Genomic DNA, 21559 nt, shown 5'->3' with positions numbered 1-21559 from the left:
ACCTACAAATAATAACAAAACATTAAATAATACTGGATAGAATTAAAATTTGATAGATTTTTAGAGAAAAAATATATAAATTTTGTATTTATTCCAATATAAAAAGAAAAATCATTTGCTAATTTTATTCCTGCCATAATATCTGGTTCTGCATAAACAAAAACATCTTTTCTTATAACTGAATAATTTTCAGAATAATGAGAGCTAAACATTTTTAATAGATAAAAACCTGTTCCGAGATTAATAGAAGCTCTTATTTTTACAAAATTAAATAATGATAATTGCATCCCTGTCCCACTTTCAAAAAAATACATATATGTTTTTCCAGAAGAACTACCAATATCTGTAAGAAATGATTCAATAATGAAATTATAGAAAAAAAGTCCTGAATTTAAAATTACAAAAATGCCTGTAGGTATAAATGTAAAATAACTTGTTTCATATTCAGAAGTATTTACCAACCATTCATTAAAGAAATGGTCTTCTTCTATGTATCCATATGTAATTCCAAACTCAGTTCCATTTTCATCCGCAAATATTGTGCAACTATAAAAATAAATAAAAATTAAAACCAGAAAAATATATTTTATATATTCATATTTCACAAAAATTCCTCCAAATATATTTATTAGTATAATATTATAAAAACTTTTTTTACTATAATTTTTTCAAATATAGGACATATTAATTGTACACTTTCATTTATTATAATACCATGTAAAACCCTGCTAAAAGCATATAACCTATAAAGTTTATTACAATTGTTTTTTCAATGATAGCATATAATTAAAATTTTTTGCAAAGGTTGTAAGTAGTCAAAGACAAAAGAGAAAAAATTATTTTCTGTGGTTGGTGAAGTTAATAATAAAATTTGAAATTGTTATATTTGATAAAAATTATTAAAAACATATATATCATAATTGAAATTTTTTGAACGATTGTCAGTTGTCAAAGACTTACAAGATATAATATATAATAATTATGATCAATGCTTTTTTTGATTAAATTTCAAAAATACATAACTGACCCAGTGAGAAAAATTTCAATTATGATATAATACTTATTATTTTTTAAATATCTCAATAATTTCAATTTTATTATTAACAAAAAAAAGCTGAAATTGAATAAATTTTTAAAAATATTAACTTTCTAAATATTGAAGAACATCTATAGGTTCAAAATATTGAGATAAAGATTCACCAGTATTTGTTTTATAGACAATTTGAGCTGCTAAATGTGTTGTAGAAACTATTTCCATAAAGTCTAATTGCTTTTTTAATTCTTCTGATATCCATAAAGTATCTGTTACAATAAATTTATTAATCTTACCTTTATCATGTAAATCTTTAATCCTTTTAATTCCTGGCTCTGACAATACAGGATGGATAACAGCAATATTAACTTCTTTTACATTATGTTTATTTAATTCCAGTATTAGATTATAAATTGACCCTGCAGTATCAACCATATCATCCACAATCCAGATAATTTTGCCTTCTATAGATTTGTCAGTCAAAATTGATATCTTATTAACTCTATTTACAGTTGTATAATCTCTTTGTTTATGAGATACAACAAGCTGACAATTAAAAGCTGAAGCAAAATTTCTGGCTAAACTTTCACCTCCAATATCAACAGAACAAAAAGCCCAATTTTTATTTACTATCTTTTCAAAATAACTTTTTGTCTTAATATATTTTTTAACAATGTATTCTTTTAATAATGAATGGATAGGAATATTATCAATAAATGCTTCAGTTGGAGGTATCATTGATTTTGATTTCTCAGAATGTAGCTGAAAAGTTATTATATGAGTTACTCCCAGAGAAAGTAATGTTTTAAAATGAATCCATAAACCAACAGAACTCCTTCCTGAAGCTCTATCTGATCTGGAACTTGAAATAAAAGGTTCAAAAACTGTAATTGTTTCAGCATGGGCTCTTTTTAATGCATCAACTAAATGATAAAGTTCTATTTGATTTTCACAATTTTTTAAAGAGAATTCATTTCTTGATGCACAATTTTGAAATATATATATATCTTTTCGCCTCACTGAATTTAATATCTCGACTTCCATTTCCCCATCAGCAAATTTTTTAACATTCACCTGTCCAGCAAGATCAACAAATTTTTTTGTATATTCATTAATATTTTTTAACTCTTTTAAAACTTTAGAAGCATAACTTTGTACAGCTCTTCCTGCAAATACCTGGATTTTACCTCTACCACCCATTATATTTTCCTTTAATCTTTAATTTCAATTTAATTTAAATATATTAAAAAAATTAATCAATCAAATTTCAAGAAATATTTAAATTTTTACAGACTATTTATTATATCCTATTATCTCCAAAACCTCTTTTTTATGAATATCTTTTTCTATAAATTGTCCTCCTGCCATCTCATTGTGTCCACCAAAATAAGCAATTTTGCTGAAATTCTTTTTAAAATATTCAAAACAATTATATTTCGAGCTGATACTTCTAGTTGAAAGATAAATAGAATCACCAATAAAACCCACAATTAACACAAAATTTACTTCTATTATTCTTAATATTGTATCAGCTATAATTCCTAATAAAGATGGTGAAAAATTGCCTTCAATAAATGTTAATCCTTTATCATCAACTATTTTTAAATTTTTAATTGATTCATTTAAATAAGAAATATCCTTTTTTTCAAATGAATTACCTGTAAAAAAAGTAAAAATATCTTTATTCATGTTGAAATAAAATTTATTAAAAATAAACAAATCTTTTGAGGAAGTTTTTCTTGATAATCCTTTAGTATCAGTATAAACTCCTATATTTAAAAATGTAGAAAGTTTTTTTGAAATTGGAATTTTAAAATGTAAAATATAATGTGCAATGATTGTTGAAGTTGATCCAATTTTTGAATCTACTTCCTTAAAAATTATATCTTTATTAACATTGTTTTTTTTATCTGTTTTTTTATTTTCCTTTTGTATATGATGATCAAAATATGCTATAAATTTCCCTTTTGTATTAATAAAATTTACATTTTCTGGATGTCCATCCATAGCAATTTTGTTATCATACACTTTTCGCCTATCAATCTCTTCAACCTCTATTCCAAATACATCTATCAATTCTTTATTAAGAAGACTCAATTTAGGTCCAAAAAATATTATCTTTGAATCAATTTTATAGTAATCAAATATTTTTTTCAATCCATATGAAGATGCTAAAGCATCTGGATCAGGGAAATTATGAGGTTGAATATAAATGGTTTTATTTAGTTTTTTAATATATGTTAAAAATTTTTTAAATTTATTGTAGCGCATGTGTTTCTAATCTTTTATTTTTATCTGATTTTTCTTTACATACAATTAATTAAATTACATTTAACTTTCTATTTTTATTATTATTTATTGTTATTTACTTTATTCCTTATTATTTTTTCTTTATAATTATTTATTTTTTATTTTATTATTAAATTTTTATCTGATCTTTATTTTTTTATTTATATTTCAATAATTTCTATATTCTCTACAGCTTTTTCAATCATTCCCATTTTTAAATATTTATTTTCTTCCTCTATAACTTTGTGTATTTTTGGTTTTGTCTCAGGGTGTCTGGGAACAAAAACTGTACAGCAATCTTCATAAGGTTCAGTAGAAATATCAAATGTGCCAATTTTTTTTGAAATTTCCACTATCTCCTCTTTATCAAATCCTATTAAAGGTCTTAAAACAAGCTTATTTGTAGCATTTGCTGTTGAAACTATAGAATCAATTGCTTGGCTTGCTACCTGCCCTAAAGATTCACCAGTAATTAAACAGTTATATCTTTTACTATTCGCTACCTTTTCAGCTATTTTAACCATTGCTCTTCTCATAAGAAGAGTTAAATATCTAACATCAGAATTTTTTCTTATTGCTAATTGAATCTCTGTAAATGGGACAATATAAAGTCTTGCTTTATTCTCAAAATTTTTTAAAACTTTTGCAAGATCAATAACTTTCTGTTTAGCCATATCTGAGGTATAGGGTGGTGAGTGAAAATGTATAAAATCAACAGCCATTCCTCTTTTCATCATCATAAAAGAAGCAACTGGAGAATCTATTCCTCCAGATAATAAAGCTAACCCCTTACCACTAACACCTACTGGTAAGCCTCCAACACATTTAATTTTATCAAAAAAAAGATATGCTTTTTTTTCTCTTATCTCTGTAAAAAATACTATTTCTGGATGTTTAGCTTTAAATTCTAATCTTTTTATTTTTTCATTAATTTTTGAATCAACATACTTTCCAACCTCTATTGAAAAAATATCAGAATGGATTGGATAACTTTTGTCAGCTCTTTTTGTGCTAAATTTATATGTAATAGTCTTACCTGAAGTTAAGTTCAAAACATTCTTTAAATAATCTTCAATTATCTTAACCCATAATTCTTTTATATTGTCAATATCTGTATTGGTCTCTACAACTTCAGAAAAAGAATATATACCAGGAATCATTTTCAATTTTTCTAAATCCTGATTATCAAAATATTCTTTTTTTAAATATATCCTACCATATTCTTTTTCAATTTTTACATCTGGTAATTTTGCCTTAATATTGTTTAATAAAAGTTTTACAAAATAATTTCTATTACCTTTTTTTAAAGCTATCTCTCCATATCTAATAAGTATAGTTTTCAAATTTACCTCCTATAAAAACTATTAACATAATATTCTTTTTTTTCTATAAATTGTTTAATCCCCTTTAGTATTCTTTTTATTATTTTATTATTTTTGTTTTTTTTTATATAATTTTTTTTTATATTATTTTTATATTAATTAATGAAATTTAATTATTTATGCTTTAAATTTAAAATACAATAATTTATGCAATCATAGATATTAAAATTATTATATTAAATTATAAAACATCTGGAGTTAAAATGCAAAAACCTTTTTATTACATTAAAACCTTAAATACTTTATCAATTTCTACTACTGGAAATTTTTGTGCTCTTAATTGTAAACATTGTAATAAACATTATTTAAATCATATGAAAACTTTTGAAAATATTTTCAAAAACAGTGATTTTCAAACCAATGAAAACCTTAATGGTTATACTTCATATTTAGTTAGTGGAGGTAGCAATAAAGATGGTTATGTACCTTTTTTTAATCATATTAAAAATATAGAGAAACTTAAAAGTTTACATAAAAAAATAAACTTACATACTGGACTTTTATCAACAAAATACTTTCAATACCTGAGTATTGCTGATTCTGTTTCAATTGACATCATTGGAGATGATCATACAATTAATTTTGTTTATAATCTGGATAAAAAAGCAAAAGATTATTTTAAATATTTTGAAAAACTTGTAAATTATAAAATCAAAAATAATTTATCATTTAAAATTGTACCTCATATTACAATTGGTTTAAATGGGGGAAAAGCTTCTGGGGAAAAAAATGCTCTAAATTTTTTAAAACAATTTTCTACATATAAAAGCAAAATATTAGATACAATTGTATTTTTAATTTTAATTCCTACAAAAGGGACATATTTTGAAAAATTAACTCCACCTGATTATGCATTTGTTAAAGATATTTTTCAATATGGCTATGAAAACTTTAATAATTCTGAAACAAATCTTTTTCTGGGATGTATGAGGCCAAAAGGGAAGTATAGAAAAGAAATAGATAAAATAGCTACAAAAAGTGGAATAAATGGTATTGTAAACCCTACTTTTGATAAAGATTATATATCAAATAATTTTATAAAAAACAATGATAATAAAAATGACAATAAAAATGATTCTAATTCTATATATACAACTCAAAAAATTAGATTTTCTAAAATTGTATCTATTTATGAATGTTGCGCTTTAGTTTAAAATATATTTTAATTTTAGAAGGATTTTAATTTTTTTACTTATAACCTTAAATAAAAAAATAATAAAAAAAGCTGCCCCAAAATTAGAGGCAGCTATTTTTTTATACCTTATTTTACTAGGCAGCCATTTTGAAAAGAACATAAGCTTCATTCTTTTCTATTATCTTAATTCTACCTTCAACTTTTGGAGTGATTGTTCCACCAAGAGATTGTATGTACTGAATAAACACATCTCTTTGCATTATTGATGCATCATAAGAATCAACTGCTTTTAAGAAAACTTTATAACCATCACCACCTGCAGCCAAATAAGAATTAGTTGCAATTTTATAAATCTTTTCAGGATCAATTGGTTGTCCATTAATTAAAATATTTTCACATTTTCCTGTTGCATAATTAATAGTAAAACTAACTTCTTTTGATACCTGTGGAAATGCACCTTTTCCTCTTGGAATAGTTGCAATATAATCAAATAATTTTTGAACATCTGAGCCTTTTAATTGCATAATCATTACTGAATTATCAAAAGGTAAAATCTCATATATTTTTCCCATTTTTATATCACCAGCTGGTAAATCAGTTCTAATTCCACCACCATTTTGTAAAGCAAAATCTACATCTGTATTAAGTTGAGTTTTTGCATACCATGCCATTGAATCTGCAACCATATCACCAAGTGCAGTTTCTTCATATCTAACCTTTTTATTTAAGAAATCATCTGTAGCTTTTCCAATAACTTTATCTAAAATAGCTGATACTTTATCAACATATGGTTGTAAAATTTCTTTTAATTTTGGATCTTCTTTAATTTCAGCTGAAGGATCTTTTTCCCCTTTGGAATTTATAAAATAATATACACTTTTACCATCAACTTTTTCTCTAACTTTTAAATTCATTGGAACAGCTTCAAATTTAAAATTAACTATTTTTTTATTCTGTATCCAGAGATCCATTTTACCAACAACAAGTCCCCAACACCAAGCTTGAACTATTAAAGTATTATGGCCAGATGGGTTTTTAACAAAAATAGGAAAATCTATTTTTGTATGAGTATGTCCATCAACAATTAAATCAATCCCATCAACTTCACTTCCTAATCTTTTTGAACCTTTTCTTACAGAGTCATAAATACCCATATGAACAAGAGCAATAACTATATCTGCTTTCTTTCTCAATTCTGGCACAAGTTTTTTAGCAGTTTCAACTTCATCTTCAAAAATCAGATCTTTTGTTATAGAAGGGTTACCAATTGTTTCAGTTTCTTTTGTTGTTAAACCAAAAATAGCAACCTTAAACCCTTTAAACTCTTTGATAATATATGGTTTTGCAACATATGAACCATCTTTGTATTTTACATTAGCTGATAAAAATGGAAATTTTGCCATTTCCATTTGTTTTTTTAATACAGAAAGTGGATTATCAAATTCATGATTACCTAATGCCATAGCATCATAACCAATATAGTTGTATCCAATAATATCAGGTTCAGCTTTAAAAAAGTTAGATTCTGGTCTACCAGTATTGAGATCACCTGCATCAAGAACCAGCACATTTTCATTTTCATCTCTAACTTTTTGAACAAAAGTTGCTCTTGCTGGTAATCCACCAACATTTGGAGCTGGATAATTAAAAAATGCTACTGGATGACCATGATGATCATTAGTATGTAGTACAACTAAATGATAAATAGGTGCATTTTCATCTGTTTGAACAGATGTAGTTGTACATGAAAAAGAAATAAATAATAACAATCCTAACAAAATTACTAGTAACTTTTTCATAACAGTACTCCTTACTTTACAAATTTTTATTAATTTATCAGGTAAAAAAAAGAATAAAACAACTTTTAATAATTTCAATAGTTTTTTATAAGAAATTGACAATTTTAAAACTTTTCTTTTTTTCACTAACAGTATAAGATTTGTTTTTCATTTTTATAACAAAAATTCAATAGTATTAAGACTAATTGCTATTTAAATTTTATTAAAGAATAAATTAAAAACCATAAAAGTCATTTAAATTTTAAAAGGATTTTTTGATAATTATAAATAAAACATAAAGACAAACCTTAAAAAATAGAGAAAAGAAGTAGTAGTTAAGAAATAGTTTTAATAGTTTGTATTTTTTTATATTTAAAACTTTAGTTTATATTTTTTTATTTTATTTTATTAATAATATTGATAGAAATTCTTTTAAAATATATTAAATTTAAAATGTTTTTAGAGTATATTTTGAATAAATTTTAAAACTATATATTAAAAAATCTTTTATCATACACAATTAGTTTAAATTTATTTTTATGTTATTATTTAAATAAAAAAATAAACAATAGATTACACTTAAAAAAGAATAATTCTTATATTACAATTATTATAGAATATTTTAATAATATAAAAATATAAAACAGGAGTTTTTTATGAAAACTTTTTTAAATGGGAAAGTTGTTGTATATGTTGGTGATATTACTAAAGAAGATGCTGATGCCATTGTAAATGCAGCAAATTCCTCTCTTATGGGTGGAGGAGGTGTTGATGGTGCTATCCATAAAGCAGGTGGACCTCAAATTCTTGAAGAATGTAAAATTATAAGAAAAACTAAATACCCTGAAGGATTACCTACTGGAAAGGCAATAGAAACAAAAGCTGGTAATTTAAAAACCAAATTTGTTATCCATACTGTTGGTCCTGTCTGGTATGGTGGAAAAAAGAATGAAGAATCTTTATTAAAAAATGCATATCTCAATTCACTTAAAGTTGCAGAAAAGCTTGGATTAAAATCTATTGCATTTCCAGCAATTTCGACTGGAGTTTATGGTTTTCCTAAAGAAAAAGCTGCAGTAATTGTTTCTAGAACTTTAAAAGAATATTTTAGTAAACCAGATTCTAAAAAACTTTCTCTTATCAAATTAGTATTCTATTCTGAAAAGGATTACAATATTTTTATCTCTAACCAGGAATTTTAACCTTTTTCATGATTTGCCAATTTATATTGATAAATTAAAAAAATACTATAAATATTTAGTTATGTATATATACTTATGCTATTTTACCATTATAATTGAAGAAGCAAAATCATTGAAAGATAAAAGAAAAATTTTAAAATCTATAATTGATTCAATAAAGTCAAAATATAAAATTTCAATATCTGAGGTAAAATATCAAAATAATTTTAAAAAAGGTGGTATTGCAATATCAGCTGTTTCTTCTAATAATAATATTTTATATAACTTAAATCGTAATCTTGAAAATTATATTATTTCCAACTATCCTGGAAGATTGCTAAAATTTAATTATACAATAGAACAGTTTGACGAAGATTCTTTTTAATTTAATTTAATTAGCTTAAATAAAATTTAAAAATTTTAAATATAGTTTTAAAAAAATTGAAAAAAATATTAATAAATAAATAAGATTTATTAATAAATAAAGTTTAAATTATGAAAATTCCAAAAAAGTTAGGTTTATATTTAATCAAATCATTTTTTGGCCCATTTCTTATTATGAGCTTATTAATAATTATTATATATATAGTTCAGGATTTTATACAGCATATAAATTCATTTTTAGGAAGTGGAAAATCATTTAATTTAGTTATTATGTACTATCTTTATTGGGCTCCTAAAATGTTTTTCCAGACTTTTCCATTACCAGTTTTATTTGCTTCAGTTTATATAATATCTAACCTAAATTTTCATAATGAACTAATTGCTATTCATTCTAGTGGTATTTCAACTTTGCAATTATCAATCCCTTTGTTAATTTTTATCTTTTTATTTACAGGGGTGTTAATTGCAACTCAGGATTATTATGTTACCAATACATATAAAAAGAAATTAGAAATTGAAAAGATTTTGTTTAATAGAAAAATTATTAAAGATAATTACAATATTTCCAAAAAAGGATTTGATAATACATTTTTTTTTATTAGAAAATACACTGCAAAAAATCAACGACTTGATTCTATCCATATAATAAAATTCTCCAAAGATGGAGAAATCATACAGGATATTAAAGCAGGTTATGGCATATATGATTCTAAAACTAATAAATGGATATTTTATAATGTTTATGAAACTTTTTACTCTCATAAACTTCTTGTTAGATATTATACAAATAAAGGATATGATTTAAAAGAAAAACCTTTATTTTTTGCAAGAACTTCTGACAATGTTGAAACAATGACAATAAAAGAAGCAATGGAATACATTAACATGTTAAAAACATCAGGAAATACAAATTTTTATGATGAATTATATTTCTGGGAAAAATTTTCATTACCAATTGGAGCATTTATTATTGCAATTTTTGGAATAGCTGCTGGAACTTATTTTAGACATAATGTTTTAATTAACTCTTTAATCTTATGTCTTGTAGTTTTTGCTATATATTACTGGGTATTAAACACATTTTTCCTTTTTGGACGAAAAGGGTTTGGTACTCCATTTTTAGCAGCCTGGATTGGGGATTTTATTTTTGTTATCCTAGGTATAATTAGTCTAACTAAAACTAAATAGAAAAAAAAACAAAAATAAAATTAAAAACAAATATAAAAATTAAAATTAAACAAATAATTAAACAAATAAATAAAAATAAAATAGATAAAAACAATAAAATAAATTGAATAACAAAAAATTAACTAAACTATTTAATAATTGTTTAATAATTTTATAAGAAATTAAATATGCTGTTATTGGAAATGAACTATGAAAAATTACATTAAATCTGTTGAATTTGTTGCATCAGTTTTTACTAAAAATGATTTCCCAAAACCTTTAAAATATAATTTTATAGTAATAGGTAAATCAAATGTTGGAAAATCTTCTTTTATTAATTCTATAACCAACAAAAAACGATTAGCATTTACTTCTTCCACCCCAGGAAAAACACAATCATTAAATTTTTACCTCATTAATAAAAAATTTTATCTCATTGATTTACCTGGTTATGGATACGGAAAGGTTTCTATCTTAACAAAAAAGAAATGGACAGATATTTTAAACCATTATTTTAATACTATAAATTCTTTAAAGTACTGCTTTTTATTAATTGATGTGAGAAGAGAAGAACCTGATGAACTCGATAAACAGATTATCGATTTTATGCATAACAATATGATACCGATTTATTATGTATTAACAAAAATTGATAAACTTGGAAAAAGTAAGATAGAAGGAGCTATTCAGAAATTTTGTTCTAAACTTAATATTGAGAGAGACTATGTTATCCCTTTTTCTTCCCTAAAAAAAATTGGAATTGATAAAATTTATAACATTTTTAAAATAGTTATTGAATAAATTATATTTAAAAGATATGGAGAACTATTGATGACTAAAAAAATTATCAAATATTTAGTTTTTACTTTTTTAATTTTATCTTTAATCACTTATTTTTATTCATGTCAAATTGAAGATACCTCTATGAAAAGAGTTAAAATTGTGAGTATACCAAATCAAGTTGAAGAACAACAATTAAAAATATTCGAGCACTATAAATTTAGTTATATTTTTTATAGAAAAAATTTTATCTATTTTTTTGATACAAATTCAAGAACCCTATACAAGTTTACAAAAACTGGAGATACTCTATTAAAGATTACTTATAAAAATATTAATACATACAAAGATTTAGCATATCTTAAACCATTAAACAAAGAAAATATTAAAACTAAGATTACAAGAAACTTCCCTTTTCCAGAAGTATTTGGAATTTATATTGATTATGAAGATAATATCTTTCTAAAAGTAAATTTTGATGATCTAACACAACTTTTTGAAAAATATATAGGGAAAAATCAAAAAATAAATTATGTTATCATTAATAAAAATAATATGGAAAATTCGAAGAATTCTTTGAATAATTCTACAAATTCTGAACAAAATAATAATAATGATAACAACCTTAATAATAATACATCTAAAAATAATCAGAATTATAGGTCCAACAATTTAAATGAAAATAAAGAAACTTCTAATGGTAAAAAAGAATATAATATTGTATTTTTAAAGTTTGATAAATATGGAGATTTACAAAATATTATTTGTAAATCTTTATCAGATCCTTTTTTTAACTATTTTACTAAAATCCATTTTTTTAAAGATGACTCTTTTGTTATTTCCGAGGAAGAATTTACTGGAGATGAGGAAGGGACAAATGAAATTGCTCCTGAAAAACATGATTCTATCAATTTTTATCTTGTAGATAAAGATTTTAAACTTTTAAATAAAACAAATTTTTCAATTGTTGATATTCCTAAAACTGAAACTGAAAAAAAAGACCTTTATAATCTTTTTATAATTAACTACCTTGTAACTGAAGATAAAAGTATATTATTTGATGTATTTTATTACAAAAACAACATACCAGAATATTATAAAATAATAAAACTTGATAAAATGAATTTAAATAAGATTTATACAATTTACCAGAAACAACTTTTAGTTAACAAAATGATTAATGGGGAAAAGAAAAAAGTTCTTCTTTTTGGAGAATATTTGCTGAATGTTACTCCTGATAATTTTTATTTTTTTATAAAATACATAGATGAAAACAAAGCTAATTTAATAATTAAAGATAAATACTTTAAAACATTGGTATCAAAAATTATTGATGTTAGTGATATTTATAGTGAAAATCAATTTTTTGTAGGTGAAGATGGCAGTTTATATGCATATTCTGATATTTCAAATAATTTTAATATTTTATACTGGGCATCTGATGTTATTTTAAGAAAAATAGCTTTAACTCAATAAAATAAAGGGGAAAGCTTATGATTTTAATGAGTCTTGAACAAATAAAAAAATATGAAAAATATCTTATTGACTATGCAGGATTTAATTCTCTAGTTCTAATGGAAAATGCTGCCACCTCAATTTTTAATTTTATTAAAAACAATTTTTTAAATAAAATTATCAAAAATGAAGATTGTATAACACAAAAATATACTATAACTGTTTTAGCAGGCAATTCAAATAATGGTGGTGATGCTATTGCGGTTTCAAGAAAAATATTCCTTTTTTTAAAGAAAAATAATTTTATTAATTTTAAAATAAACATTTTAATTCTTGATAAAAATTTTAGTGAGGAAAATTTATATCAACAAAAAATAATAAAAACCTTTATTTATAAAAATGATGACAATAATAATAATGATAATAATTCAACTAACTACAGTTCTGATAACAATTATTTAGAATTAATCAAATTCTCACCTGATAATATAGAAAGTTTAGAAAAATATTTTAACTGCAATTTATTAATTGATGGAATATTCGGAATCGGGTTAAAAGGAAAATTAAGAGAACAGTTTGCTAATTTTTTTAAAAAAATAAATTTTTTAAAAGTTAAAAATAATTTTAAAACAATTGCTATTGATCTACCTTCTGGTTTAACTGAAGATTATTTTAATACTACTATTTTTGCAGATTATGTATTAACACTTTCTTACCCTAAATTATCATTATTTTTACCAGAAAATAGAAAAAATTTTGATAAATTAGAAATTTTAGATATTGAATTTCCAGCTCCTGAAGATCTCAATTTTTTTGATAATATTTATAAATTGGATAATATTTATCAATCTAACAATATTAAAGATACCAACGAAAATAATAAAAATCATAAAACTAACAATAATTATAAATCTGAAGTAAATAAAAATAATAATTTTTTCAATTTAACACTAATAGACAAACAATATATTAAATCTATATATAAACCAAGAAATGACTTATCAAATAAAGGGGGTTTTGGAAGAGTTTGTATTGTAGGTGGTAATTTTAATACAATAGGAGCTGCAATAGTAGCTGCCAGGTCTTCTCTTTCTTCTGGTGCTGGACTTGTTTACCTTTTTTCTGACAATGAAACAATTCAAAATATCAAAAGCTCTATTCCGCAAATTATAACTTTGAATGTAAAAATAAAAAATTACAAAGATAAAAATAAATATGATTTTATTTTAGATAATAATGTTAAAAAATTACTCCATAAAATTAATACTTTTATAATTGGACCTGGTTTTGGTAATAATGAAAATTTACTTTATAATTATTTAAAAATAATTATTGAGACCTTAAATGAAAAGAATTCTTTTAATAATTTAAGCAATAATTTAGAAAATACTTCTTTAAAAAAACCTTCAATTATTGTTGATGCTGATGCATTAAACCTATATTCAAAGTCATTAAAAATCAAAGATTTAATAAACAATAATGTTAAAAAAATTAATTTTATATTTACTCCTCATATGCTTGAATTTTCACGATTAATTGATTTACCTATTGAGAATATAAAAGCTAAAAGAATAGAAATTGGGTCAAGCTTTTCAAAAAAAATGAAAATTTATCTTTATCTTAAAGATGCAATAACCTTTTCATTTTCTCCAGACAATCAAATAGCATGCAATTATGGTTTAAATAGTGGATTTTCCAAAGGGGGGACAGGGGATTTTATTAGTGGAATTATAGGTTCTTTTATTGCTCAAGGATATTCTCCATTTGAATCAATGAACTTTGCATCACATTTACTTGATAAATTGACTATATATTTTAATAAAAAAAATATATCTAAATATTCATATACACCCCAACTTTTAATAGATGCTCTAAAATATGTTATTAATTTTAAGTTATAATACCAGAATTATAACCAATCTACACATTTTTATTGACATAATCCTTGACATAATCCTCTATTATTAACATAACTAAATTTTTTGAATAATTTTTATAATTAGAATGACTAATATCTTTGAATAACTTGTGTAAATTGTATAAAAAAAGATCCAATATAACATAGTTAATACTAAATACTTTGATTTTTTTAAAAAATTAGTTTAAATATTGCTATGAGTGATAATAATGGTGTTCATTATTTTCTAAAAAAAGAGGAAAGAAAATCTCTACAACCTAAAAAACCAAGAAAGAGGATGACCTCTTTTTTAATTATTCTTGGAGATATTTTATTTATCCTCCTTGTTTATACTCTTGTTTTTAAACCAGCAATGGAAAAATTTGATAAACAACAGGAAAAAGAGTTAAAACAATTTACCATAAATAATGTTTTATTCAGTTATTCAGTATTTGAGAGGAAAAATGATATTCTTATTGATGTTTTAGCAAAAAACAAAAGTAAAAATATTTTTGAAATTAATAAAGATCAATTTTATATTGAAATTGTTAGTACTGAAAACCCCTTTATTGTAAAACCACTTTTTGATAAGTTTACATTAAATCCTGATGACAATAAACATATCCCATTTTTTATAGATAAAACTAAACTTGAAAAACAGTTTTATTTTAAAGTGATATACAAATCTAAAATAATAAAAGAAAGTGAAACTATTATTATAAAAAAATACTAGAAAATTAGATATAAAAAAAATTATGAATATAGAAAAATCAAAACAAACCAAACATTCAATTATTCACATTAGTTTATCATCTCTGGGAGTTTTTATTTCCCGATTTTTTGGACTTTTAAGAACTGCTATAAATACCCATTTTTTTGATGCTAATCAAATGGATATATATATTACAAGTTTTAGGATTCCTAATACTTTTAGATCAATTTTAGCTGAAGGTGCATTACAAAATTCATTTATCCCTATATATATGGAAGTTAAAGGGACTAAGAATGAAAAACTTTTTCTAGATTCATTTTTTACCCTATTTTTACTCATATTGTTTTTTGTTACCTCAATTTTAATTCTTTTTGTCCCTTTATTCATGCCTATTTTAACTCCTGGATTTAAAACATATTCTATTGAAAAAATAAATTCTACTATTTTTTTGTCACAATTAATTTTTCCATATCTTATACTTATCTCTTTAACATCATTTTTTAGTTCTATATTAAATAGTTTTTATAAATTTTTTGCACCAAACCTTAATCAAGCTTTTTTCAACATAACTTTTATTTTTATTATTATTATTTTTGCTTTGCTTAAAAAACTTTCAATATCTACATTTATATATGCAATCCTGATAAGTGGATTTGCTCAATTATTTTCATTAATCCCCCATCTTAACAGATTAGGTATAAGTTTTAAGCCTTCATTTAAGTTTAATAACCCATATATAAAAAAAGTATTTAAACTATTTATACCATCATTATTTTCATCTTCTGCTTATCAATTAAATATATTTATATCCCTATACTTCCTTTCCCTTTTTCCAGGTTCTATAACTTACTCATACATTGCTCAGAGGATATATCAACTACCTATAGGGATTTTTTCAGTTGCTATGGGACAGGTTTTTCTAACAACATTTTCTGATAATTTTGCAAAAAATGAAATGGATAAATTAAATAAAAATTTTAACTATTCACTCAAAGTCTCATTTTTAATTGCTGTTCCAATTATAGGTTATCTTGTTAGTGCTGGATTACCAGTTTTAAAACTAATATTTTATCATGGGAAATATACTTTAAATGATATTATTTATTCATATAAATTTTTATTGATATATTTACCAGGACTATTATTTATATCAAATAATAGAATTTTAACTTCTTTTTATTATTCGAGAAAATCATTTAAACAACCTGTTCTTTCAACCCTTTTATCATTAGTAATCTTTTATATTACTGTAATTTTTACATATAAAACTATTGAAATGTATTCTGTAGCTTTAGGTACACTTATTTCTTTAATTTTTCAATTTCTTTTTCTTTATGTTTTAAGTACAAAATATATCAAAATTAAGGATCAAAATATTTTTTTCTATTTTAAAGTACTTTTTTCTACAACAATTTCCTTTCTACCTGTTTTTTATATTGTAAAAATATATAAATGGTTGAATCCTGTTCAAATTAATCTATCTTCTTTATACCATATCTTATTTACTATAGGTATAAGTTTATTATATTTTCTATTATTTGTTTTAATATCTCTTTTATTGAAAATTGATGAAATTAATAAAATATTAAAATTAAAACAAAATTTAAAAAAGGATTGATGTAAACATGGTTTATCTTGATAATGCTGCAACTACTAAGCCATTTGATTATATTCAAGATCTTTACAATGATTATTCTAAATATTATTGGTTTAATCCCTCTTCTATATATAAAAATGGATTTAAAGTTAAAAAATTAATTTTAGAATCAAAAACTTTTATAAAAAATGCCTTTAACCTTAATGAATTTGAACTTTTTTATACTTTTTCAGGAACTTTTTCAAACAATGTAATTTTATCAAATGGTACTTTGAAAAATATACACAAGAATATTGAAAATAAAATAAAAAGGAAAATTGAAAACCCTGAAATAGTTGTAGGAATATGGGAACATTCTTCAATCATAAATCCTGTAAAAAATTTAAATAGATTTAAAATTAAATATATTAACTTAAAAGAATATTATAAACTATTTTTGAAAGAAATTAATCTAAAAAATTATAATAAAAACAAAGAAGATGATATTTATTCTAAATTTAAAAAATATATTATTGAAAAATTCAGTAATGCAATTTCTGATTCCACTATATTGGTTACCTGTATGTGGGTTCATAATGAAAATGGAATTATATTTCCCATAACTGATATTTCTAAAAAAATTAAGAAGAAAAATCCCTATATTTTCTTTCATGTTGATGCAACTCAAGGATTTATGAAACTTCCATTTTTTAATTCTAAATATGTGGATTCAATAACTGCTGCTTCACATAAATTTCACAGTATTAGAGGACTTGGATTTCTATTTTTGAAAGATTCATCTTTAATTAAACCTTTAATTTTTGGAGGCGGACAGGAAAAAGGGATTGTTCCTTCAACTGAAAATATTTTCCCTATATTTTCAACTTTTGAAGTAATAAAAAGAGAATATTCAAACATTGGAAAATATCTGGAAAAATCTCTACTTTTAAAAAATTATCTTGAAGAAAAAGTATTTTCTTTTGAAAATAAATTAAATCATAAATTTTTGTTTTTTAATAATTTTGATTTTTATAATTTAACAAAAAATACAAATGATATTAAAGATACTAAAAATAAAATTAATAAAAGCAAGTTAAATTACAATTTATTAATTTCTCCATATATTAACAGAATTTATATTAATAATGCTAAAGCGGAAGTTATTGTTAATGCTCTATCAGAAAAAAATATTTTTATTTCTCCAGGTTCAGCATGCTCTTCAAATGCAAAAAAGAAAATTAATAACATAGCCTTAGATGATAATTCAATTTTTGGTATTCCTTCAAATTTTACAGATGGGGCAATAAGAATATCCTTTGGATATTTTTCAAAAAAGGAAGACGTTGATATATTTGTTAATGAGCTTTTTAAAATACTGGAAATTTATTTTTAAAATTTTTATGTATAAATAATTTTGGTAAATTTAATCCATTTTAAGATATTAAAAATAATTTATAACAATTCATAAAAATAAAATTTAAAATAATAAAACCTATAATAAAAAGATTTTATAATAATATATTTAAATCTAATAAAATAGATATGAAATAATTAATTTTTTATTTATAGCAAAAAGAATTTTAAAAGATATAAGGAAATATTTAATTAATGAGACTTGATCTATTTCTTTTTAAGTTTGGATATTTTACATCACGGAGTAAAGCATCCCAGGAGATTAAAAATAAAAGTATTAAAATAAATGGAAAAATTATTACAAAACCATCTTTTGAAATAAATGACAATTCTGTATTAACAATTGAGATTAATAAAAAAACAAAATGGGTATCTCGAGCAGGTTTAAAACTTGAACATGCATTTAAAACATTTAAAATTAATCCTGAAAATAAGATTTTTTTAGATATTGGTTCTTCAACAGGTGGTTTTACACAGGTATTATTGCACTATGGGGCTAATTTTATATATGCTATTGATGTTGGAACATCTCAGCTTGACAATTCATTAAGAAATAATCCATGTATTATTATAATGGAAAATTACAATGCTAAAAATATTAACTTAGATGATTTAAAAGTTTCTTTTAATAAACATATTGAATTTATAAAAACAAATATATTAAATAATTATAATCAAGTAAAAAATAATAAATCTTTTGAAGAAAATAAATTTTTTAATGAGAATAAAACTTTCTGCAAATACAAAATTATTAACGATGTTAAGTTTTCAAAAATTGATATTAATGATGATTATTTTATACCTGATTCTTTTGTTATGGATGTTTCATTTATTTCTACAAAAAAAATATTACTAAAATTATTTAATATTATCAAAGAAGATTGGGGAATAATACTTTTTAAACCACAATTTGAATCAGAAGGAAGGTATTTAAAAAATGGAATAATTAAAGATGATAAATTTAGAAAAAAAATTATTAATGATTATAAAATATTTTTAAATTATAACGGCTATTCTATAGAAAAAATAACTGAATCTCCTATCAAAGGGAAAAAAGGGAACATTGAGTATTTGATGTTAATAAAAAGAATAAAACAATAATTTTTCTTTACTCTTATCAAATATTTTTTTATTTTTATAATGAAATATTAATCATTATTTTTTTGTTTACTTCATTAAATTTAGTTTATCAATTTACAAATTGAATTTTATTTATTTAAATAAGCATTTTTAGATTTTATTGTTTTATACTTTAGTTAATAGATATTTTAATTACTTTATATGCAAATTACTAAATATTTTATATATTAAATACTTTAATTATTTAATATTTTAATTTATATTTTTAAATAATTTTTATTTTCAGGAGGATTAATAATGTCAGAAAGACATGAATACAAATTTAAAACTGAAACTCAACAACTTTTGGATTTAATGATCCATTCAATCTATACTCATAAAGAAATCTTTTTAAGAGAACTTATTTCAAATGCTTCTGATGCACTTGATAAAATAAAATTTGAATCTCTTACTAAACCTGAAATTTTAAAAGGGATAGATGACCTATACATTGAGATTAAACCAGATAAAAAAGCCAGAACCCTTTTAATTAGAGATAATGGTATAGGAATGACTTTTGATGAACTAAGAAATAATATTGGGGTAATTGCAAGTTCTGGAACTAGAAAATTTATAGAAAGTCTAAAAAATGCTAATAAAAACAATCAACAAAGTGAAAATAATACTAATGACCTAAATAATACAATTGATTTAATTGGTAAATTTGGTGTTGGATTTTATTCAGCATTCATGGTTTCAAATAAAGTTGTAATCCTTACTAAATCACCTCTCTCTGATAAAGGATATAGATGGGAATCTAAAGGTGATGGCAAATATACTATTGAGGAATATGATAAATATTCTAATGGAACTGATGTTATACTTTTTCTCAAAGAAAATGATGATGAAGAAAATTATGACAGATTCCTAGAAGAATTTGAGATTGAACAACTTGTTAAAAAATATTCTGATTTCATCCCATACCCTATTAAAATTGAAGATAAAGCTGAAGAAGAAGGTGAAAAAGAAGATCCTAAAGTAATTAAGAAAAAAAAATATAAAATATTAAATTCTCAAAAACCTCTTTGGCAAAAATCTCCAGACGAGATAAAAGAAGAAAGTTATAATGTTTTTTATAAACAAACTTTTCATGATTTTGATGACCCATTTATTACTATTCATACAAAAGGGGAAGGGCTTGTAGATTTTAAAGCTTTAATTTTTATCCCTAAACAAACTGGAATTGAAATTTTCTCTCCACAATATAAAAAGGGGTTAAAACTATATTCTAAAAATGTCTTTATAATGGAACAATGTGAAGAACTTGTTCCTGATTATTTAAAATTTATAAAAGGCGTTGTAGACTCACCAGATTTCTCTTTAAATATTTCTAGAGAGATATTACAACATACTAAGATATTAAAAACAATTCAAAAACATATTGAAAAGAAAGTTATTAATTCTTTAGCAGAAAAACTTAAAAACAAAAGGGAAGAATATGAAAAATGGTGGAAATATTTTGGGAAATTAATTAAAACTGGCGTTTACACAGATTTTGCTAAAGAAAATACTAAATTACACCAGCTTTTAATTTTTCCTTCTTCATTCAATAATTCTGCAAATAAATCAAATTATACAACTTTAGATGAATATATTTCTAGAATGAAAGAAGGACAGGAATTTATCTATTATTTATCAGGTGAAGATATTGTAACTTTGCAAAACGCACCACAAATGGAATTTGCCAAAGAAAAAGGATATGAAGTTCTTTTTCTAATTGATGAGGTAGATGAATTAATGATTCAATCATTATTAGAATATAAAGGGAAAAAATTTAAATCATTAGCTAAATCGGAAGGTAATAAAATTAGCGATGAAATAAAAAAAGCCACATCAGAAAACAAAAAATATCTTGATAAAATTAAAGAAATTTTAACAGGAAAAGTAAAAGATGTAGTATTAACTGATAAATTAAAACAATATCCTGCTTGCATTTCTACTTCAGAAAATAGTTTATCAATACATATGGAAAAAATCTTATCTAATTTTGAAGCAATGCCTGGTATAAAAGCTGAAAAAGTACTTGAAATTAATCCAGAGCATACAATTTTTAAAAAATTTAAAGTAATTTATGATTCCAATAACAATGCTGAAGAACTGAAAGAGATTTCCAATCTTTTATATGATTATTCATTGTTATCTGAAGGGATTATGCCTGAAAACATTTCAGAATTTACTAAAATAATGAACAAAATCATGGAAAAAGCTTTTTAATATTATTAATAAAAAATATTTATAGTTTTTTAAGGTTATCCTGA

The 21559-nt window shown here is 22.7% G+C and carries 17 protein-coding genes; 12 read left to right on the top strand and 5 right to left on the bottom strand.

Annotated elements, in window-relative coordinates:
* Positions 1 to 2: 2 nt before the first annotated feature.
* From ACZ5EC_RS11425 to thiI, 4 genes are all read right to left on the bottom strand, one after another.
* Positions 3 to 605: a hypothetical protein gene (locus ACZ5EC_RS11425; RefSeq protein ID WP_464302611.1), complete on the bottom strand. Its 603-nt coding sequence runs from the start codon at positions 603 to 605 to the stop codon at positions 3 to 5.
* Between the two features lie 536 nt (positions 606 to 1141).
* The gene (locus ACZ5EC_RS11420) at positions 1142 to 2233 is read right to left on the bottom strand and encodes a ribose-phosphate diphosphokinase (protein WP_464302610.1); all 1092 of its coding nucleotides are present in this window, start codon (positions 2231 to 2233) and stop codon (positions 1142 to 1144) included.
* Between the two features lie 93 nt (positions 2234 to 2326).
* Positions 2327 to 3304 (bottom strand): DHH family phosphoesterase, encoded by a 978-nt coding sequence (locus ACZ5EC_RS11415; protein WP_464302609.1) that lies wholly within the window; start codon positions 3302 to 3304, stop codon positions 2327 to 2329.
* Between the two features lie 179 nt (positions 3305 to 3483).
* On the bottom strand, positions 3484 to 4665 hold the full coding sequence (thiI, locus tag ACZ5EC_RS11410) for a tRNA uracil 4-sulfurtransferase ThiI (RefSeq protein ID WP_464302608.1): 1182 nt from the start codon (positions 4663 to 4665) through the stop codon (positions 3484 to 3486).
* A 242-nt stretch (positions 4666 to 4907) separates the two neighbouring features.
* Here thiI and ACZ5EC_RS11405 point away from each other — a divergent pair, with 242 nt between their 5' ends.
* The gene (locus ACZ5EC_RS11405; protein WP_464302607.1) at positions 4908 to 5858 is read left to right on the top strand and encodes a hypothetical protein; all 951 of its coding nucleotides are present in this window, start codon (positions 4908 to 4910) and stop codon (positions 5856 to 5858) included.
* 115 nt (positions 5859 to 5973) lie between these two features.
* Here ACZ5EC_RS11405 and ACZ5EC_RS11400 read toward each other — a convergent pair whose 3' ends face one another.
* Positions 5974 to 7638, bottom strand: a complete 1665-nt coding sequence (locus tag ACZ5EC_RS11400; RefSeq protein ID WP_464302606.1) for a bifunctional metallophosphatase/5'-nucleotidase — start codon at positions 7636 to 7638, stop codon at positions 5974 to 5976.
* 635 nt (positions 7639 to 8273) lie between these two features.
* On the opposite strand from ACZ5EC_RS11400, the gene ACZ5EC_RS11395 reads away from it, so the two are divergent.
* The 11 genes from ACZ5EC_RS11395 (at position 8274) to htpG (ending at position 21515) form a co-directional block, all read left to right on the top strand.
* Positions 8274 to 8819, top strand: coding sequence for an O-acetyl-ADP-ribose deacetylase (locus ACZ5EC_RS11395; RefSeq protein WP_464302605.1), 546 nt, complete (start codon positions 8274 to 8276; stop codon positions 8817 to 8819).
* A gap of 61 nt (positions 8820 to 8880) precedes the next feature.
* Positions 8881 to 9183, top strand: coding sequence for a DUF503 domain-containing protein (locus ACZ5EC_RS11390; RefSeq protein ID WP_464302604.1), 303 nt, complete (start codon positions 8881 to 8883; stop codon positions 9181 to 9183).
* A 110-nt stretch (positions 9184 to 9293) separates the two neighbouring features.
* The gene (locus ACZ5EC_RS11385) at positions 9294 to 10370 is read left to right on the top strand and encodes an LptF/LptG family permease (protein ID WP_464302603.1); all 1077 of its coding nucleotides are present in this window, start codon (positions 9294 to 9296) and stop codon (positions 10368 to 10370) included.
* A 189-nt stretch (positions 10371 to 10559) separates the two neighbouring features.
* Positions 10560 to 11150, top strand: a complete 591-nt coding sequence (gene yihA, locus ACZ5EC_RS11380; RefSeq protein WP_464302602.1) for a ribosome biogenesis GTP-binding protein YihA/YsxC — start codon at positions 10560 to 10562, stop codon at positions 11148 to 11150.
* A gap of 30 nt (positions 11151 to 11180) precedes the next feature.
* A complete protein-coding gene (locus ACZ5EC_RS11375; protein WP_464302601.1) occupies positions 11181 to 12605 on the top strand; it encodes a hypothetical protein in 1425 nt (474 codons plus the stop codon).
* A 17-nt stretch (positions 12606 to 12622) separates the two neighbouring features.
* Positions 12623 to 14485, top strand: a complete 1863-nt coding sequence (locus tag ACZ5EC_RS11370) for an NAD(P)H-hydrate dehydratase (RefSeq protein ID WP_464302600.1) — start codon at positions 12623 to 12625, stop codon at positions 14483 to 14485.
* Positions 14486 to 14698: 213 nt separating this feature from the next.
* Positions 14699 to 15214, top strand: a complete 516-nt coding sequence (locus tag ACZ5EC_RS11365; RefSeq protein ID WP_464302599.1) for a hypothetical protein — start codon at positions 14699 to 14701, stop codon at positions 15212 to 15214.
* A 22-nt stretch (positions 15215 to 15236) separates the two neighbouring features.
* Positions 15237 to 16811, top strand: a complete 1575-nt coding sequence (gene murJ, locus ACZ5EC_RS11360; protein WP_464302598.1) for a murein biosynthesis integral membrane protein MurJ — start codon at positions 15237 to 15239, stop codon at positions 16809 to 16811.
* A 7-nt stretch (positions 16812 to 16818) separates the two neighbouring features.
* Entirely contained in the window at positions 16819 to 18162 is a 1344-nt protein-coding gene (locus ACZ5EC_RS11355; protein ID WP_464302597.1) for a cysteine desulfurase family protein, read from the top strand.
* 215 nt (positions 18163 to 18377) lie between these two features.
* Positions 18378 to 19283, top strand: a complete 906-nt coding sequence (locus ACZ5EC_RS11350) for a TlyA family RNA methyltransferase (protein ID WP_464302596.1) — start codon at positions 18378 to 18380, stop codon at positions 19281 to 19283.
* A 276-nt stretch (positions 19284 to 19559) separates the two neighbouring features.
* Positions 19560 to 21515, top strand: coding sequence for a molecular chaperone HtpG (gene htpG, locus ACZ5EC_RS11345; RefSeq protein WP_464302595.1), 1956 nt, complete (start codon positions 19560 to 19562; stop codon positions 21513 to 21515).
* Positions 21516 to 21559: the final 44 nt, after the last annotated feature.

Source organism: Exilispira thermophila, assembly GCF_055389015.1.
The sequence above is the reverse complement of the archived record's forward strand: the minus strand, read 5'-3'. Positions and strand labels throughout refer to the sequence as shown.

What these genes read in the sequence shown, in the direction of transcription:
- ACZ5EC_RS11365 (WP_464302599.1), top strand. Translation starts at nt 14,699, where the DNA reads ATGAGTGATAATAATGGTGTTCATTATTTTCTAAAAAAAGAGGAAAGA.
- ACZ5EC_RS11375 (WP_464302601.1), top strand. Translation starts at nt 11,181, where the DNA reads ATGACTAAAAAAATTATCAAATATTTAGTTTTTACTTTTTTAATTTTA.
- ACZ5EC_RS11400 (WP_464302606.1), bottom strand. Translation starts at nt 7,638, where the DNA reads ATGAAAAAGTTACTAGTAATTTTGTTAGGATTGTTATTATTTATTTCT.
- ACZ5EC_RS11370 (WP_464302600.1), top strand. Translation starts at nt 12,623, where the DNA reads ATGATTTTAATGAGTCTTGAACAAATAAAAAAATATGAAAAATATCTT.
- ACZ5EC_RS11390 (WP_464302604.1), top strand. Translation starts at nt 8,881, where the DNA reads ATGTATATATACTTATGCTATTTTACCATTATAATTGAAGAAGCAAAA.
- ACZ5EC_RS11355 (WP_464302597.1), top strand. Translation starts at nt 16,819, where the DNA reads ATGGTTTATCTTGATAATGCTGCAACTACTAAGCCATTTGATTATATT.
- murJ (WP_464302598.1), top strand. Translation starts at nt 15,237, where the DNA reads ATGAATATAGAAAAATCAAAACAAACCAAACATTCAATTATTCACATT.
- ACZ5EC_RS11350 (WP_464302596.1), top strand. Translation starts at nt 18,378, where the DNA reads ATGAGACTTGATCTATTTCTTTTTAAGTTTGGATATTTTACATCACGG.
- ACZ5EC_RS11385 (WP_464302603.1), top strand. Translation starts at nt 9,294, where the DNA reads ATGAAAATTCCAAAAAAGTTAGGTTTATATTTAATCAAATCATTTTTT.
- htpG (WP_464302595.1), top strand. Translation starts at nt 19,560, where the DNA reads ATGTCAGAAAGACATGAATACAAATTTAAAACTGAAACTCAACAACTT.
- ACZ5EC_RS11395 (WP_464302605.1), top strand. Translation starts at nt 8,274, where the DNA reads ATGAAAACTTTTTTAAATGGGAAAGTTGTTGTATATGTTGGTGATATT.
- ACZ5EC_RS11405 (WP_464302607.1), top strand. Translation starts at nt 4,908, where the DNA reads ATGCAAAAACCTTTTTATTACATTAAAACCTTAAATACTTTATCAATT.
- yihA (WP_464302602.1), top strand. Translation starts at nt 10,560, where the DNA reads ATGAAAAATTACATTAAATCTGTTGAATTTGTTGCATCAGTTTTTACT.
- ACZ5EC_RS11420 (WP_464302610.1), bottom strand. Translation starts at nt 2,233, where the DNA reads ATGGGTGGTAGAGGTAAAATCCAGGTATTTGCAGGAAGAGCTGTACAA.
- ACZ5EC_RS11415 (WP_464302609.1), bottom strand. Translation starts at nt 3,304, where the DNA reads ATGCGCTACAATAAATTTAAAAAATTTTTAACATATATTAAAAAACTA.